This window comes from Streptomyces sp. SP18CS02 (assembly GCF_036322365.1).
Taxonomy (GTDB): domain Bacteria; phylum Actinomycetota; class Actinomycetes; order Streptomycetales; family Streptomycetaceae; genus Streptomyces.
Genome location: NZ_JAQYXC010000262.1, coordinates 153,509 through 169,662, shown reverse-complemented (window position 1 = coordinate 169,662; position 16,154 = coordinate 153,509). Strand labels below are relative to the sequence as shown.

Sequence of the window (16,154 nt, the reverse complement as noted above, 5' to 3'; positions counted from 1 at the left end):
CGGCTCCTGTCTGGGGCGGGGCGGTCGGCGTCGGCGGTCGGCCTCGGCGGTCGGCGTCAGGGGTCAGTGGGCGACGGCGAGCGGGCCCGGGAGGCCGCCGGAACGGGCGGCGAGCGCGCCCAGCGCCTCCGCCAGGGCGCCGGCCGGGATGTCCTCCAGGTCGTCCACGAAGACCGCCGAGCCGATCCCGTCGGGCACCACCAGGTGCAGCCGGCGTCCGCGCCGCTCCCAGGCGGCCCGCAGCGCCTGGAGCATCAGTTCGGGGGTGCAGGTCGTAGCGTCGTGCACCGGAAGGCCGAGGGCGGTGATCAGGCGGACGACGCGCTCGCAGTCCTCGGCACCGATCAGACCGAGCACGCGGGCGAGTTGGGTGGAGATGGCCATGTCTATGGCGACCGATTCGCCGTGTGCGATCCGGTAGTCGCTGGCCGTCTCGATCACCGGGCCGAAGGTGTGCCCGAAGTCGACCAGCCGGGCCAGGTCGTGCTCGCGGAGGTTCGGGCACAGCTCCTCCATCATGAGCTCCATGGACGTGCGCAGCACATAGTCCTCCAGGCCGCGACCGCCGTGCTCCGCGGTGGGCAGCCAGGACGGGTCGGGGCAGGGCCGGCGGAAGACGTCGGGGCACTCCTCCAGCGCGCCGAAGAGCCGGGCGTCCTTGATGACCGCCATTTTGGCTATCTCGCCGAGCCCGCACCTGATCTGACGTTCCGGCAGGGTCCGCAGGAACGAGGGGTCGTTGATCGAGGCGTGCGCCGGGTGGTACGACCCGAGCATGTTCTTGGTGCCGAGGGCGTTGACGCCGGTCTTGACGCCGACGCCGACATCGACCTGGCCGACGAGCGTGGTGTTGACCTTGATGTAGCGGACGCCCCGGCAGTAGATCGCCGCCGCGAAGCCCACGAGATCGCAGGTGACGCCGCCCCCGACGGCCAGCATCACCCCGCGCCGGTCCAGCCCGGCGGCCTTGGCCCGGGCGCAGATCTCCTCGACCGACTCCATGGTCTTGTGTTCCTCGCCGCCGCCGATCACCACCATGTCCCAGCTGCCCGGGGCGAGCCGGGCGGTGAGGTAGCGGCGCAGCCGCTCCCCGTGGAGCCGGTCGACGGTCGGCCCGAGGAAGGCGACCACCTTGCGCCCCTCGCAGTACTCGGCCAGCAGTGGGTTGTCCGGGGCGAGCACCTCGCTCGCGATGTCGACGCGGTACGAAGTCCCCTCGGGGGCAAGGAGCGTGAAACCCCCGTCGTCGCCTCGGACACCGGGCTCGACCACTGCTGCATGCGCCGTCACGTCACTCCTCGGATCGGCCGGTTTCTGCACCGGACTGACCGTCAACCGCGGTAACGGGAGCAGAGTCAAACAGCTGATCGAGCCAGGCGGCAAGGAGTTCGAGAAAGTTTCTGCAAGCACTTGCAGCGCGTGCGAACACGGTGAAACCATCGGGCATATGCCCGACCGGCGCACGCCCGGCCGGGCACCTCGACCTGGCCACCGCGGCGTCTCCCGAGGGAGGGAGAGGATCCCCGAGCGGGCGCCGACCGACCCCGTCCCGGCCACGGCCACGGCCACGGCCACGGCCACGGCCCACCATGCACCCGCGGCCCGCGCGTGCGCCATACGCCGGCGCGAACCAGTCATGATCGCCACACGAACCGGACACCGCCCGCCCCTTGGAGGCCGGACGTCGATCCGACGGGACCATCGGGGGCCCCCGGGAGCCGGCCGCGGGATCCGGCGCGGGGCTCGCGGGAGCGAGGAGGAAAGGGGCTCCCGGCGGGCTCCGGTGGCCGGCCGCCGGGTTCGGCGGGCCGGGGGGCTCGCCCGGGGGGCCTCCGGCGCGCGGACTCCGGGGCCGGGCGGTCTCCGGGGCCGGGCGGTCTCCGCCATCAGAGGCCGGGCGTCCCGGAGCCGCGCGGACGGAGGGGGACGACGCCCCGCACCCCCTGCGCCCCGCACCCCCGGCGCCTCATTCCGCGTCGAACCACGGTGTGTCGGCGGCCCAGTGCCCGACCCATCCGGCGAACCCGGGGGCGCCGGTGGTGAACCCGAACTCCGCACCGAACGGCATCGCGCCCTCACCGCTGATGTTCCACACGTGCCCACGGTGGGCCCCGGTCACGATCAGGTGCCAGTCCATCCCGCACCCGTCCGTCCCCAGCACGATGGACCCGTGGCCGAAGACCTGGTCGAGGACGGCACGGGTCTCCCCGGACGGCTCGTCATCGTCCTCCTCCCACAGCCATGCCTCCGTCAGCGGGAAGGGCCGCCCGAGGTCACGCACCGGTCCGCCGTCCCCCCGGTCCGACGGCGGTTCGGCCAGCGGTACGAGGCCGTGGACCGGTGGTCCGGCGGCGCAGCCGTCGGCCACCTCGGCGACGAACGTCCGGTACGGCTCGGGGAGGACGATCCCGTGGTGCGCCTCGTACGCGCGCACGGCGTCCCAGCCCGCCGGCGAGGCGCCGCCGCGATCGTCCCCGTCGAAGGCCGCGCGCAGTGCGGCGAGGTCATCAGGGCAAGCATGTTCGGTCTTCACACCGCCAACGGATACCAGCCGGCTGTGACAACGCCCGCGCCGCGTACCGGGCGTACGGATCCTCGACGCGTTCCCGTCCGCCCGGGGGGAGCGATACCTCCCGTTTTCCGCAGGCGCACCCGGCCACCGGACGGACCTTGTGATCGGGCTCCGACCTGCGCGGAGACCTCATCCGCGCGGCCCGGAAAGCTCCCTTCCCGGGCCGCCCCGCCGGAGCCCGGCGCGAGCCATGCCGTCGATCTCGTCGTGATCGGTTCCGAACAAGACGGCGGCCGCGCACGTACTGGACGTACAAGCAAGCCGGAACGGACGCGATGACGGACGAAGGACGGACCAGATGACAGCACACACCAGCAGCGGGCGGACTCGGCGGAGGCGTGGGAGTGTCGCTCTGCTCGCCTGCGGTGCGCTGGCCGCCGGGGGGCTCGCGGCGGCCGGCGCGGGCATGCTCCAGCCGCGGACGGCGGCCGCCGCGAGCCACCGGGAAGCACCCCTGATCTCGGGGCAGCCCCAGTTCGACAACACGGACGTGTACGCGTTCGTCAGCCCCGATCACCCCGACTCGACGACCCTGGTGGCGAACTGGCTGCCGTTCCAGGAGCCCGGCGGCGGACCGAACTTCTACGCGTTCGCCGAGGACGCGCGCTACGACATCCACATCGACAGCGACGGTGACGCCCAGGACGACCTGCTGTACCGGTTCACGTTCAAGGACCACCGCAAGAACGACCGCACCTTCCTCTACAACACGGGCGCCGTGGAGAGCCTGGACGATCCGGACCTCAACTTCACCCAGTCCTACGACATCGAGCTGCTGCGGCTGAAGCACGGCAAGGTCGCCTCGCGCCACGAACTCGCCAGTGATCTGCCGGTGGCTCCGTCGAACGTCGGCAAGGCGTCGATGCCCGACTACCAGAAGCTGCGGGACCAGGCGGTACGGGAGGTCTCCGGCGGCCTCAAGGCGTTCGCCGGCCAGGCCGACGACCCCTTCTTCCTGGACCTGCGCGTCTTCGACCTCCTCTACGGCGGGGACCTGTCGGAGGTCGGCAACGACACGCTCAAGGGCTACAACGTCAACACGATCGCCTTGCAGGTACCGAGCTCGTACCTCCGCGAGTCCGAGAAGCAGCCGGTCGTCGGGGTCTACGCGACGACGGAGCGCAAGAACGCCCAGGGCGAGTGGACGCGGGTGTCACGGCTCGGTATGCCACTGGTCAACGAGGTCGTCAATCCGGTCGGGGACAAGGACAAGTTCAACGCGTCCTCGCCCGAGAACGACGGGGACTTCCTGAAGAACGTCACCGAACCGGAGCTGCCCAAGCTCATCGAGGGGATCTACAAGATCAAGGCTCCGGCCGAGCCGCGCGACGACCTCGTCTCGGTGTTCCTGACCGGGGTCAAGGACCTCAACCAGCCCCCGGGCGGCAAGCCGTCGGAGATGCTGCGCCTGAACACCTCCATCAAGCCGACGGCGGAACCGAAGCGGCTGGGCGTGCTGGACGGCGACAACGCCGGTTTCCCCAACGGCCGACGGCTGACGGACGACGTGCTCGACATCGCGCTGCAGGCCGTCGAGGGCGAGCTCGTCGGCACCAAGAACGACCTGGGTGACGCGGTCGACGCCAACGACAAGGAGTTCGGCGGCACCTTCCCGTATGTCGCCCTGCCCACCGCCGGCTCCGACACCAAGGCGGCCGCCGCCGCGACCAAGTCGGGTGCCACCGGGCTGAACGGCGGGCTCTCCTCGATCACCGCCGCCTGGGACGACGACACGGTGATGCTCGTCTCGGCCGCGTCCGGCGCCGGGTGCGTGCTGCTGGTCGGCCTGGGAACGGCGTGGCTCCGCGCCCGTCGCAGGTCCGACAGCGGGTCCTGGCTCGGCTGAGCCACCCGGAAAGGGTCCGCGCAGCGGCGCCGACCGCCCACGGGGCGGTGGGCGCCGCGTCCCGGACGGAACTTCGCGGACCCGGCCCTGGGCCGGCCTCCGGATCGGGCGATACCGACAGCGTCCGGTGGCCAGGCCCTCGGGCCTCCGGCCCGTCCAGCGACCGGCCGTACGGCCGGCGCACCCCTCAGACACGGCCCGGCGGTGTCAACCGATTCCCCCCGCCGCCGGGCCGTCCGACCCGCACGTCCCAGAGAGGCGACACCGATGCTCGTATGGAAACCGCAGTTCGCGCGAGAGCGTGAGCGAGGGCATCAGCCGAGGCGGTGGCGGTTCGTGGCGGTCGCGGCCGTGGCCGTGGCGTTGACCGCCACCTCGGTGGCGTCCGGCAGCGGCGGTGCTCAGGACCGGGCCGCCCGGTCCGCGCCCGCGCTCGCGGCGGGCGTTCCCGTCGAGCGGCTGGCCACGGACGACCTCGCCCGCGGGATCGCGGATCTGCAGAAGCACCTCAAGGCCCAGCCCAAGGACGCCGGCGGCTGGGCGACGCTGGGGGCGGCGTATGTGGAACAGGCCCGCACCAGCGGTGACCCGACGCGCTATCCGCAGGCCGAGAAGGCCTTCGGGCTCTCGCTGACGCTGCGCCCCGCCGACGCCAACGACGCCGCGCTCGCCGGGCAGGCGGCGCTCGCCGCCGCACGCCACGACTTCGCGTCGGCACTGGGCCTGGCGGACCGGGCGCTGCGGGTGAACCCGTACAGCGAGCAGGCGCTGTGCGTCCGGGTCGACGCACTCGTCGAACTGGGCCGTTACGACGAGGCGCGGAGCGCGGTGGAGCTCGCCGACCGGCGGCGCCCCGGTATCCCCGTCTTCACCCGGTACGCGTACGTGCTGGAGCTGCGCGGCGACGTGGAAGGGGCCCGGCGGGTGCTGCTGCGGGCACTGGACTCCGCGGCCGGCACGGCCGACATGGCCTACGTCGCCACGTCACTGGGCCAGTTGGCGTGGAGCCGAGGTGACTTCCGGCAGGCCCTGGAGCATTACGCCACCGCGCTGCGCGCCGAGCCGGAGTACGTGCCGGCACTGGAGGGCCGAGGACGGACCCACACCGCGCTGGGCGACACCAGGCGCGCGGTCGTCGACCTCGAAGAGGTCGTACGGCGCTCCCCGCTGCCGGGGCAGCTCGTCGCCCTCGCCGAGCTGCACGAGGCGGACGGACGGCGCGAGCGGGCGGAGGAGCTGTACGCGCTCGTCCGCACCTGGACCCGGCTGGCCCGCGCGAACGGTGTCGCCACGGATCTGGAGTCCGCTCTCGTCGAGGCCGACCACGGCGAGCCCGCCCAGGCGCTGACGTCGGCGCGCGCCGAGTGGGCCCGCCGCCGGAGCGTCCACACGGCGGACGCGCTGGCCTGGGCGCTCCATGTGAACGGCAAGGACCAGGAGGCGCTGACGTACGCCAGGACGGCGACCGCCACGTCCCCCGGCTACCGCAACGCGTCGTTCCTGTTCCACCGGGGCATGATCGAGCACGCCCTCGGCGACAAGGCGGCGAACGGCACCCTGCGCGCCACGCTCGCCCTGAACCCGGGCTTCTCGCCCACGGGAGCCCGCGAGGCCCGCTCCGCGCTGTCCGCGCCTTCCGGGGCCGGGGGTGCGTCGTGAGGCGTCGTTCCGCCGCTCGCGTTCTCGCCACGCTGATGACGGGAGCCGCCCTGGCCCTGCTGCCGGCCGGGACGGCGCAGGCACACCCCCTGGGCAACTTCACCGTCAACCAGTACGACGGTCTCGTGCTCGCCCCGGGCAAGCTGAGCGTGGACCACGTGGAGGACCTCGCGGAGATCCCGGCCGCCCAGGAACGCACCCGTATCGACGGGGACGGGAACGACCGGCTGGCACCCGCCGAACTGGCGGCATGGGCCCGGAGCCGGTGCGCCGCCGCGGCGGGGGACGCGCGGCTCACGACCGGCGGGCAGGACACGGCCCCCCTCTCGGTGGGCAGCGCGAAGGCCGAGGTACTGCCGGGGCAGGCCGGGCTGGAGACGCTGCGTGTCACCTGCGGGATGACCGCCTCGCTCCCGGCCGGGGAACAGACGCGGATCTCGTACCGTCCCGGGGAGACGTCCGCCGGGCCCGGGTGGCGCGAGATCACCGCGCGGGGGGACCGGATGACGCTCTCGGGGTCGGACGTACCCGGTGAGTCGGCCTCCCGACGGCTGACCGCCTACCCCGACGATCTGCTCTCCTCCCCCGCCGACGCCCGGTCGGCCTCGTTCACCGTCCGTCCCGGCGGGCCGGCGCTGGACGCCGGCGAGGACGGGACGAACGGTTCGGCCGTGCCGGGCGTACTGCCGCGCGGGGCGGACCGCTGGGCGCAGGCGCTGACCGGGCTGGTGGCCCGGCACGAGCTGACGGCGGGCTTCGCGGCGCTCGCACTCGGGGCCTCCCTGCTGCTGGGCGCCCTGCACGCGATGGCTCCGGGGCACGGCAAGACGATGATGGCGGCCGCCGCCGCGGCGGGCGGCCGCGGTTCGCTGCGCGACATGCTCGCCCTCGGTGCCTCCGTCACCCTCACCCACACCCTGGGCGTCTTCGCGCTGGGGGCCCTGATCACCGCCGGTTCGGCGGCGGCTCCCACCGTCGTGTCCTGGCTGGGCATCGCGAGCGGCACCCTGGTCGCGCTGGCGGGCGGACTGCTGCTGCGCAGGGCGTGGCGCCGGCGCCACAGCCCCCACGGCCATGGCCACGGCCACAGTCACGGCCATGCCCATGGACACTCCCACGGGCATGCCCATGAGCATGCCCGCGCCCGTTCCCACGCCGAGGAGGAGGCGGACCGCCCTCACGGCGAGGAGCGGGTGCCCGTCCTCGCCGGCGCGCACCGCGACGAGCAGGGCGAAGACGCGCCGGCCCGAACCACCTCCGGTCACGTCCACGAGAAGGCCGGGAACACCCACTCCCACGGAGCGGCCGGGCGCGTCCACGACGACCTCGTCCGTTCCCATTCCCACTCCCATTCCCACTCCCACTCCCACTCCCACGACGAGCCCGGCCCCGCCCAGGCGCACGACCACCACGCCGCCCATTCCCCCACCCGCCGAGCCGGTCATGCCCCCGGCCACCATCACGGCCATGCGCACAGCCACATCGCTCCCGTCCCCGGGCTGCGCGGGGTCATCCTCCTCGGCTTCGCCGGTGGACTGGTCCCGAGCCCGTCCGCCGTCGTCGTCCTGGTCGGCGCCGCGGCCCTCGGCCAGGCGTGGTTCGGCTTCCTGCTGGTCCTGGCGTACGGAGCCGGGCTGGCGCTCACGCTCACGGCAGCGGGGTTCGCGGTGATCCGTCTGCGGGAGACCACGACCCGGCGGCTGGCCCTGCGGCCGCAGGGCCGCCTGTTGTCGCTGGCCCGGCGGACGGCGCCTCTCGTCACCGCCTCCGTCGTACTCCTGATCGGCTGTGGACTGCTGCTCAGGGGAACGATGACCGCCCTGGGCTGAATCCCACGACGGCAAGCGGCAGTCGACCGTCCGGCCCCCGCCCCCCCCGGAAGGGCGGGGGCCGTCGGCATGCTCGCCTCATGTGCGGCTCTCGGTCTTTCATCTGAAAGTTGCGCATATTCATAGACTCTTTGCACGTCGACTCCTAGTCTTTGCGCGTCAGCACCACCTGGTATCCGTAAGGACGTGTGCTTGTGACAATCCCCCTCAGGCGTCACACGTTACGGCGCGGCATATCCGCCTCCATGGCGCTCGCCGTGGCCGCCGTCGCGTCGCTCACCGCCGCCCTCGTCGTCTCCGTCGCACCCCCGGCCCAGGCCGCGGCGGTCCCGGCGCCCTCACCGCTCAACGTGCCGGGACGCGGCGCCACCGTCCCCTTCAAGGAGCAGGAGGCCGAGTACGCGGTCACCAACGGCACCCTGATCGGCCCCGACCGGCTCTACGGCACGCTCCCCTCGGAGGCCTCGGGCCGCCAGGCGGTCACCCTCGACGCGGTCGGCGAGTACGTCGAGTTCACCTTGACCGCCCCCGCGAACGCCATGACCTTCCGTTACTCGCTCCCCGACAACCAGTCGGGCACCGGGCGCGATGCCGCCATCGACCTGCGCGTCAACGGCAGCGCGCTGAAGAACGTGCCCGTGACCTCCAAGTACGGCTGGTACTACGGCGGTTATCCGTTCAACAACAACCCGGGTGACACCGATCCCCACCACTTCTACGACGAGACCCGGACGATGTTCGGGTCGACCCTGCCCGCGGGCAGCAAGGTCAGGCTCCAGGTCTCCTCCACGGCCGCCTCCCCAGCCTTCACGATCGACCTCGCCGACTTCGAGCAGGTCGGCGCGCCGATCGCGAAGCCGGCCGGGGCACTCGACGTCGTGAGCGACTTCGGCGCCGACCCCTCCGGCGCCACCGACTCGACGGCCGGCATCAGAGCGGCGGTCGAGGCCGGCCGGGTGCAGGGCAGGGAGGTCTACCTGCCCCGGGGTACGTTCCAGGTCCGCGACCACATCGTCGTCGACAAGGTCACCCTGCGCGGGGCGGGGCCCTGGTACAGCGTGCTCACCGGACGCGACCCGGTCGACCGCGGCAAGGCGGTCGGCGTGTACGGCAAGTACGCCGCGCAGGGCGGCAGCAGCAACGTCACGCTCAGGGACTTCGCCATCATCGGTGACATCCGCGAGCGGGTGGACAACGACCAGGTCAACGCCATCGGCGGCGCGATGTCCGACTCCGTGGTCGACAACGTCTGGATGCAGCACACCAAGTGCGGCGCCTGGATGGACGGCCCCATGAACAACTTCACCATCAGGAACAGCCGCATCCTGGACCAGACGGCCGACGGCGTGAACTTCCACTACGGGGTCACGAACTCCACGGTCACCCACACGTTCGTCCGCAACACCGGTGACGACGGCCTGGCCATGTGGGCGGAGAACGTACCGAACGTGAGGAACAAGTTCACGTTCAACACCGTGGTCCTGCCGATCCTGGCGAACAACATCGTCACCTACGGCGGCAGGGACATCACCATCTCCGACAACGTCATGTCGGACACCCTCACCAACGGCGGCGGGCTGCACATCGCCAACCGCTACCCAGGAGTGAACTCCGGTCGGGGCACCGCGGTCTCCGGCGTCACCACCGCCGCCCGCAACACCCTGATCCGCACCGGGAACAACGACTACAACTGGCGCTTCGGCGTGGGCGCCATCTGGTTCAGCGGGCTCAACGAACCGATCAACGCCACGATCGACATCACCGACAGCGAAGTCCTCGACAGCTCCTACGCGGCGATCCACCTGATCGAGGGCGCCACCAACGGGCTGCGCTTCGACAACATCCGTATCGACGGGGCCGGCACGTACGCCCTCCAGATCCAGGCACCGGGAACGGCTTCCTTCACCAACGTGAAGGCCACGCACATCGCCCAGTCCAACCCGGTCCACAACTGCGTCGGCGGTGGCTTCCGGATCACCCAGGGCACGGGCAACTCCGGCTGGTACGCCGATCCGCCGGCCTGCACCGGCACCTGGCCGGACCCGGTGTGGACCAACGGCGGCGTACCGGGCGGCGGCCCCACCGACCCGCCCACCGACCCGCCCACGGACGAGGGCAACGTCGCCAGGGGCCGCCCGGTGACCGTGTCGGGTCACGCGGACGTGTACGGCGGTGCGAACGCGACCGACGGCAACCCCGGCACGTACTGGGAGAGCACGAACAACGCCTTCCCGCAGTCCCTCACCGTCGATCTGGGAGCCGCGAAGGCGGTCCGGCGCCTGACCCTCAAGCTGCCGCCCTCGGCGGCCTGGGCGAAACGCGCCCAGACCCTGAGTGTGACCGGCAGCACCGACAACACCTCCTGGAGCACGCTCAAGGCGGCGGCCGCCCACACCTTCGATCCGGCGAGCGGGAACACCGTGAACATCGACCTCGGCGGGACCCCGGTGCGCCACCTGCGGCTCACCTTCACCGCCAACACCGGCTGGCCGGCCGGCCAGCTCTCCGAGCTGGAGGCCTACACCGGCTGACCCCCGGGTCCGCGTCGCGGGCCGCCTCCGCCCGGGCGGAGCTGCCGCGGCGCGGAATCCGCCCGCCCCGCCCGGTGATGGCCCGGCGGTGTGTCACACGGGCTGCGGCGTGAAGGGGCGCATCTCGTCCGCGCCGGGCTGCACGACGCCGTAACTGCTCTCCGGTACCTCGTTCCACGCCCCGGGAAGGTCGCCCAGCGGCTCGGACACGATGAGGCGGGTCTCCTCGGACACCTCCTGAAGGAACCGCATGTCCGGGTGCAGTCTGCGCAGCGCGTCCACCCGGCTGCTGTAGAACAGCGACCGCGAGGCGCCCTGGCTGGAGTAGCGGAAGGCCCACACCCGCCTGCCCTCGGTCACCGCGACCGTCATCTGGAGCGGGGACTCCACTCCGTGTTCGCGGCCACAGCGCTCCACCGCGCCGGCCATCCGCGCCACGGCTCCGGGCGGGTCCTCGTCGAGACCGAAGGTGAGCGCCAGATAGAACATCACCTCGGAGTCCGTCGTGCCCTCGATGGAGGAGAACAGCTGCGGATCCACGAGCAGAGTGAGGTCCCTGCGCATCAGGTGGAAATCGGCGATGGCCCCGTTGTGCATCCACATCCAGCGTCCGTGCCGGAAGGGGTGACAGTTCGTCTGCTGCACCGCCGTACCGGTGGACGCCCGGATGTGGGCGAAGAACAAGGGTGATGTGACGTGGTCGGCGATCTCCCTGAGATTGCGGTTGTTCCAGGCCGGGCCGATCTCCCGGAGGATCGCCGGAGTGTCGGTGTCCTCCGTGTACCAGCCGATCCCGAACCCGTCACCGTTGGTCGTCTCCACGCCCATCCGGGAGTGCAGGCTCTGATCGATCAGGGAGTGGGCCGGCTTGTAGAGGATGGTGTCGAGCAGCAAGGGTGATCCCGAATAGGCGAGCCAACGGCACATGGGCACTCACGTTCCTTCTTCTCTGTCGCCCGGCTCTCCGGGAACCCGGCTGCCCGACACCCCTCCGGTCCGGGAACCGGGCCGTCGACCGGCGTCCGTTCCTCCCGTACGGCCTGGACGTGCGCCCGCGGCCTCTCCGAAGCGTCCGCCCCGCCCGGTGGCCTCGGCACCACCGGTGACCTCCGCCGTCGGTCGTGCGGGTCCCACCGCCGCCGGCGGCCTCACGCGCTCGCCGACCGCGCCGCCCCCGTCGAGCCGGTTCTCCCAGTCTCGCTCCTCCACCCGGGTGATCGCCACGCGGGAGGCCCGAGGTCCCGGCCGGCCCGCCCGGACGCCCCGCCGGCGCACTGCCGAAGGGCTCCGCACACCGGCCCTGCGGCTCGCCCCGGAACCGAAGTGCGGGGAGTCCCCGGGGGTGATGCAATGGGCCTCACTGGTGTGACAACCGTCGAAACCGGTGTGCGAACCGTCGAACGGCCCGGACGGGTCTCCCCCGCGAAGAAGCCGGCGGCCCCGTCTCCCCGAACCCCGCGAGGAGCCGCGGCCGCCGCCGACGTCATGGAGGGGCTTCCCGATCGGAGTCACCATGGACCCCTATCCCGCCATCGCCGACCACGGTCTGATCGGCGATCTCCAGACCGCGGCGCTGGTCTCCTCCAAGGGGGTCATCAACTGGTTCGCCGCCCCCCGGTTCGACTCCCCCAGTGTCTTCGCCTCTCTCCTCGACCATGCGCGCGGCGGATGCTTCGGCCTCGCTCCGCACGACGCGGACTCGACGTGCAAGCAGCTCTACTTCCCGGACACGGCGATCCTGGTGACCCGGTTCATGTCGCCCGAGGGTGTCGGCGAGGTCATCGACTGCATGCCGCCCAATGTGTCGCCGACCCCCACGGACCGGCACTCGCTGCTGCGTTTCGTACGGTCCGTACGCGGAACCGTACGGTTCTCCCTGGAGTGCCGGCCCCGGTTCGACTACGCACGGGCGGAGCACGAACTCGACGTGCGCCCGCGGATCGCGACGTTCCGGGCTCCGTCGCAGACCGGCCACCTCCAGGCCACCTTCCCGCTCGAACGCGACGGGAAGGACGTCCGGGGGGAGGTCACGCTCAGGGCGGGCGAGACGGCGGCGGCCGTCTTCACCGTCTGCGACCCGGCCGGCGAGGAGCCCGCTCCCGTCACGCTGGAGGGGCTCACCGAGCAGGTCTTCGCCGTGGGCGCCTTCTGGCAGGACTGGCTGCGCACCTGCCGGTACCGCGGCCGGTGGTCGGACATGGTCAACCGGTCGGCCATCACACTGAAGCTGCTCACCTACGCCCCGACCGGCGCCCCCGTCGCCGCGGCGACCACGGGGCTCCCGGAGCAGCTGGGCGGCGAGCGCAACTGGGACTACCGGTACACCTGGATCCGTGACGGCTCGCTTTCGGTGCGCGCCCTGCTGGACCTCGGGTTCGTCGACGAGGCGGCCGGTTTCACCCGCTGGCTCGGCGACCGGATGCGCGACCGCCAGGGCGCGTCCGGCGAGCGTCTGCAGATCATGTACCGGGTCGACGGCGACCCCGACATACCGGAGGAGATCCTCGGCCACCTGGAGGGCTACCGCGGCTCCTACCCCGTACGGGCCGGCAACGCCGCGGTGGACCAGCTCCAGCTCGACATCTACGGCGAGGCGCTCTACGCCCTGGCCGAGGGGCACGAGTTGGCGGCCCAGACCGGATACCACGGCTGGAAGGGGCTGGCCTCGACGCTCGACTGGCTGGCCGACTCCTGGGACCGGCCCGACGAGGGCATCTGGGAGACCCGTGGCGGTCGCAAGGACTTCACGTACAGCAGGGTGATGTGCTGGGTCGCCTTCGACCGGGGGCTGCGGCTGGCCCAGGAGTTCAGCCGCCCGGCCGACACCGTCCGCTGGACGGCGGCCCGTGACACCATTCTGGAACAGGTGATGGAGCGGGGGTGGAGCGAGAAGGAGCAGGCACTCGTCCAGCACTACGGCTCCGACGTCATGGACGCCTCCCTGCTGCTCGTTCCGCGTGTTCGCTTCATGGCCCCCAAGAGCCCCGGATGGCTCTCCACTCTCGACGCGATGGACCGGGCACTCGTCTCGGACAGCCTGGTCTACCGCTACGACCCCGCGGTCTCCCCCGACGGCCTGCGCGGTTCGGAAGGCACCTTCAGTCTGTGCACCTTCCTCCACGTCGACGCCCTCGTCCGGGCGGGCCGGTTGTTCCAGGCGCGCTACGCGTTCGAGAAGATGCAGACGTACGCCAACCACGTCGGGCTGTTCGCGGAGGAGATCGGGCCGAGCGGCGAGCAGCTCGGCAACTTCCCGCAGGCGTTCACCCATCTCTCGCTCATCATGGCCGCCCGCACGCTCAACGACGCCCTCGACCGGCAGCAGGAGCGCTGACGCCTCCCGCCGGCCCCGGCCGGCCGCCGGGGCCTCACCCCCGCTCGGACGCGCCCTGTTCCTCGCCGCCCCTGGCTCCCCCGCGCCCCCCGGCCGCCTCGCGTCGTCGGGGCGGGCGCGCCGGGACCGGCACGACCTTCGGCCCGGCAGGCACCAGCTCGCCGGTGACGAAGGCGACGACGACCGAGAGGACCACCACGGGGATCGTCTCGGCGTCCCGGAGCAGCAGGACCACGAGTACCGCGCTGCTGACGGGCAGACGCAGGGCCCCGGCCACGGCCGCCGCCATCCCGGCGGCGACCCCCGGTACCACGCCCAGCCCCGGCAGGGGGGACAGCAGCAACCCGAACGCCGCCCCGAGGAACAGGGCGGGGAACACCGGCCCTCCTCGCAGGCTGCCCAGACAGAGGGCGTAGCCGACGGCCTTGAAGAGCAGCACGGCCACCAGGGCTCCGGTTCCCCACGCATGAGGATCGGCGACCAGGTCCGCCAGCGTGGCCTGACCGGAGGACGCCACCTCCGCCGGCGACCGGCCGGTGACGACCGCGTACAGGGAGGCGCAGCATCCGGCGCCCAGCGCGCACAGGACCGTCCTGGGCAGCGGGCGCCCGGACACATACGCCGCGGTCAGCCGCCCTCCTGCGAACACCAGCCGCAGCAGTACTCCGAGGAACGCCGCCACCACGACGGACCAGCCCACATCGCCGATGTCGAGCAGCGTGGGAGGTCCGGGGAACCTCAGCGCGAGACCTCCGGTCCTGAGTCCCGTCCAGCGCACGAATCCGGTGAACACGAGGGAGCCCACGCCGCTCGACAGCAGCGCGGGGAGCATCACCGCGACCAGCCGGGGACCCCCGACTCCGGCGACCTCGATGAGGAGTACCGCGGCGACGAGCGGATTGCCGAAGATCACCGCGATCGCGGCGGCGGCGCCTGCCGCCCCCAGCAGGGCGTCGCTCTGCGGCGTCCCGGGCCGGCGGGCGACCTTCCGGAAGAGCAGGGCCAGGCCTCCGCCGAAGGCGATCAGCGGTGCTTCCGGTCCGAGGACCGCGCCCAGCGGGAGGCTCGCCACCGCGGCGATCACCACGCCGGGCAGGGCGCTCGGGCCGACCCCTCCGGCGTGGAGGCCGGACGCCGGGATGTGGCCGCCCGCTCCGGTGAGGCGGCTGACGACCAGTCCGACGACGAGCCCGGCCATCGGGAGCAGAGGAAGCGGCCACCACCAAGGCGGGGAGTCCCAGCCCAAAGTGTGCGGCAGGTCGTCCCACAGCACGTTCTGGAGCGCGTGGAGGCCGGCGAGGAACCAGAAGGCCGCGAGCGAGACGGGGATGCCGATCAGCGCGCAGAACAGCAGCGCCCGGAGGTAGGAGGGGCTGCGCAGGAGGTCGCGCAGCAGCTCGGCCTCCGCCGGCTGTGCCACTCCGGGGGACGCGTCCCGCCGGTCGTTCGGCTCCGTCATGGAATCGTTCCCTCCCGGGGGCCGGTCATGGTTCACGCCCGGGGGGCCGCGCGGGGTCCCGTCGCCGTTCCAGCCCGATCCGTACCGCGCCGAAGAAGACCTTGGCGATCAGGCCGACGAGGATCAGGTCGGCCACCATCTGCACGGTGGTCACCGCCCGCGCGGCCTCCGACGTGGGCGCGATGTCGCCGAAGCCGACCGTGGCGAACACGGTGACGGTGAAGTACAGCGCGTCGGTGCGGTTCAGGGGCTCGGAGAAGGGCAGGGCCGGCTCCGAGGCCATCAGGTAGTACACGGCGGAGAACGTGATCAGGAACAGGGGCACGGCTGTGCTCAGGGCCTCGACGGCACGCAGCCGGGGGTGCGGCGAGGCGGTGATGGCGACCGCCTGCCAGGTGACCAGGGCGCCGAACGCGAGCAGCCCCCCGATCAGCAGGAGCGTGGTACCGACGCCGCCCTGACGGTCCAGCGGCGCCACGTAGTACAGGACGGTGAGCAGGACGGCTGCCCCTGTCGATCGCAACAGGGGAAGGACCAGCAGACGGCGCGGTGTGGCGGGACCGAGGGCTCCGCCGTCGTCCCGGGTCACGGCCCTCGGAGTCGCAGGCCGTCGTGGCCGGTCGGGTCGGCCCCGTCCGTGCCACCGACTTCCGGCAGGGTGGTGCCGGGTCCCGGGACCGCCGTCCGTACGGCTCGGCCGCCCACGGGCCGTGCCGTGCCCGAAACGGCGTCACCCTGCCCGTGGCCGGGCCCCGGTGACCGCGGCTCGGATCGGTGGGATGCCATGAAGCGCTCCTGCGTCTGGTCCGTGGGGGGCGGGAAGTCCCCCGCCCATCCAGGAGAATCGCCCCGCCCCGTTCGCGCGACCGGAGCGGAGCCGGCGGGCCGCTCCGTCCACCCGTCCAGCGGCCGCGGATGACACCC

10 protein-coding genes are annotated in these 16,154 nt (G+C 72.4%); 5 read left to right on the top strand and 5 right to left on the bottom strand.

The genetic code is table 11. From position 1 onward, the window contains the following. Positions 1-63: 63 nt before the first annotated feature. Together PUR26_RS06525 and PUR26_RS06520 are read right to left on the bottom strand one after the other, a co-directional pair. Positions 64-1,290 (bottom strand): sedoheptulose 7-phosphate cyclase, encoded by a 1,227-nt coding sequence (locus tag PUR26_RS06525; RefSeq protein WP_329870083.1) that lies wholly within the window; start codon positions 1,288-1,290, stop codon positions 64-66. Positions 1,291-1,966: 676 nt separating this feature from the next. Next, positions 1,967-2,533 carry an SMI1/KNR4 family protein gene (locus tag PUR26_RS06520; RefSeq protein ID WP_329870080.1) on the bottom strand — a complete coding sequence of 189 codons (567 nt, stop codon included), beginning with the start codon at positions 2,531-2,533 and terminating at the stop codon, positions 1,967-1,969. Between the two features lie 337 nt (positions 2,534-2,870). On the opposite strand from PUR26_RS06520, the gene PUR26_RS06515 reads away from it, so the two are divergent. The 4 genes from PUR26_RS06515 (at position 2,871) to PUR26_RS06500 (ending at position 10,437) form a co-directional block, all read left to right on the top strand. Beyond that, entirely contained in the window at positions 2,871-4,418 is a 1,548-nt protein-coding gene (locus PUR26_RS06515) for a DUF4331 domain-containing protein (protein ID WP_329870078.1), read from the top strand. A gap of 336 nt (positions 4,419-4,754) precedes the next feature. Then, positions 4,755-6,077: a tetratricopeptide repeat protein gene (locus PUR26_RS06510; protein ID WP_329870076.1), complete on the top strand. Its 1,323-nt coding sequence runs from the start codon at positions 4,755-4,757 to the stop codon at positions 6,075-6,077. Between the two features lie 35 nt (positions 6,078-6,112). Beyond that, positions 6,113-7,906: a nickel transporter gene (locus PUR26_RS06505; protein WP_329870169.1), complete on the top strand. Its 1,794-nt coding sequence runs from the start codon at positions 6,113-6,115 to the stop codon at positions 7,904-7,906. Positions 7,907-8,151: 245 nt separating this feature from the next. Continuing rightward, positions 8,152-10,437 carry a discoidin domain-containing protein gene (locus tag PUR26_RS06500; protein ID WP_329870168.1) on the top strand — a complete coding sequence of 762 codons (2,286 nt, stop codon included), beginning with the start codon at positions 8,152-8,154 and terminating at the stop codon, positions 10,435-10,437. A gap of 93 nt (positions 10,438-10,530) precedes the next feature. Here the strand turns inward: PUR26_RS06500 and PUR26_RS06495 are convergent, their stop codons facing one another. Continuing rightward, on the bottom strand, positions 10,531-11,364 hold the full coding sequence (locus tag PUR26_RS06495; protein ID WP_329870074.1) for a class II glutamine amidotransferase: 834 nt from the start codon (positions 11,362-11,364) through the stop codon (positions 10,531-10,533). Positions 11,365-11,950: 586 nt separating this feature from the next. Between PUR26_RS06495 and PUR26_RS06490 the strand changes: the two genes are divergently transcribed. After that, positions 11,951-13,771 (top strand): glycoside hydrolase family 15 protein, encoded by a 1,821-nt coding sequence (locus tag PUR26_RS06490; protein ID WP_329870072.1) that lies wholly within the window; start codon positions 11,951-11,953, stop codon positions 13,769-13,771. A 34-nt stretch (positions 13,772-13,805) separates the two neighbouring features. On the opposite strand, the gene PUR26_RS06485 is transcribed toward PUR26_RS06490, so the two are convergent. Further along, entirely contained in the window at positions 13,806-15,230 is a 1,425-nt protein-coding gene (locus PUR26_RS06485; protein WP_329870070.1) for a chloride channel protein, read from the bottom strand. Positions 15,231-15,255: 25 nt separating this feature from the next. Continuing rightward, positions 15,256-15,819, bottom strand: coding sequence for a potassium channel family protein (locus PUR26_RS06480; protein ID WP_329870068.1), 564 nt, complete (start codon positions 15,817-15,819; stop codon positions 15,256-15,258). Between the last annotated feature and the right edge of the window lie 335 nt (positions 15,820-16,154).

Coding starts and splice junctions, on each gene's coding strand:
- PUR26_RS06515 (WP_329870078.1), top strand. CDS start 2,871: ATGACAGCACACACCAGCAGCGGGCGGACTCGGCGGAGGCGTGGGAGT.
- PUR26_RS06505 (WP_329870169.1), top strand. CDS start 6,113: ATGACGGGAGCCGCCCTGGCCCTGCTGCCGGCCGGGACGGCGCAGGCA.
- PUR26_RS06500 (WP_329870168.1), top strand. CDS start 8,152: ATGGCGCTCGCCGTGGCCGCCGTCGCGTCGCTCACCGCCGCCCTCGTC.
- PUR26_RS06495 (WP_329870074.1), bottom strand. CDS start 11,364: ATGTGCCGTTGGCTCGCCTATTCGGGATCACCCTTGCTGCTCGACACC.
- PUR26_RS06490 (WP_329870072.1), top strand. CDS start 11,951: ATGGACCCCTATCCCGCCATCGCCGACCACGGTCTGATCGGCGATCTC.
- PUR26_RS06485 (WP_329870070.1), bottom strand. CDS start 15,230: ATGACGGAGCCGAACGACCGGCGGGACGCGTCCCCCGGAGTGGCACAG.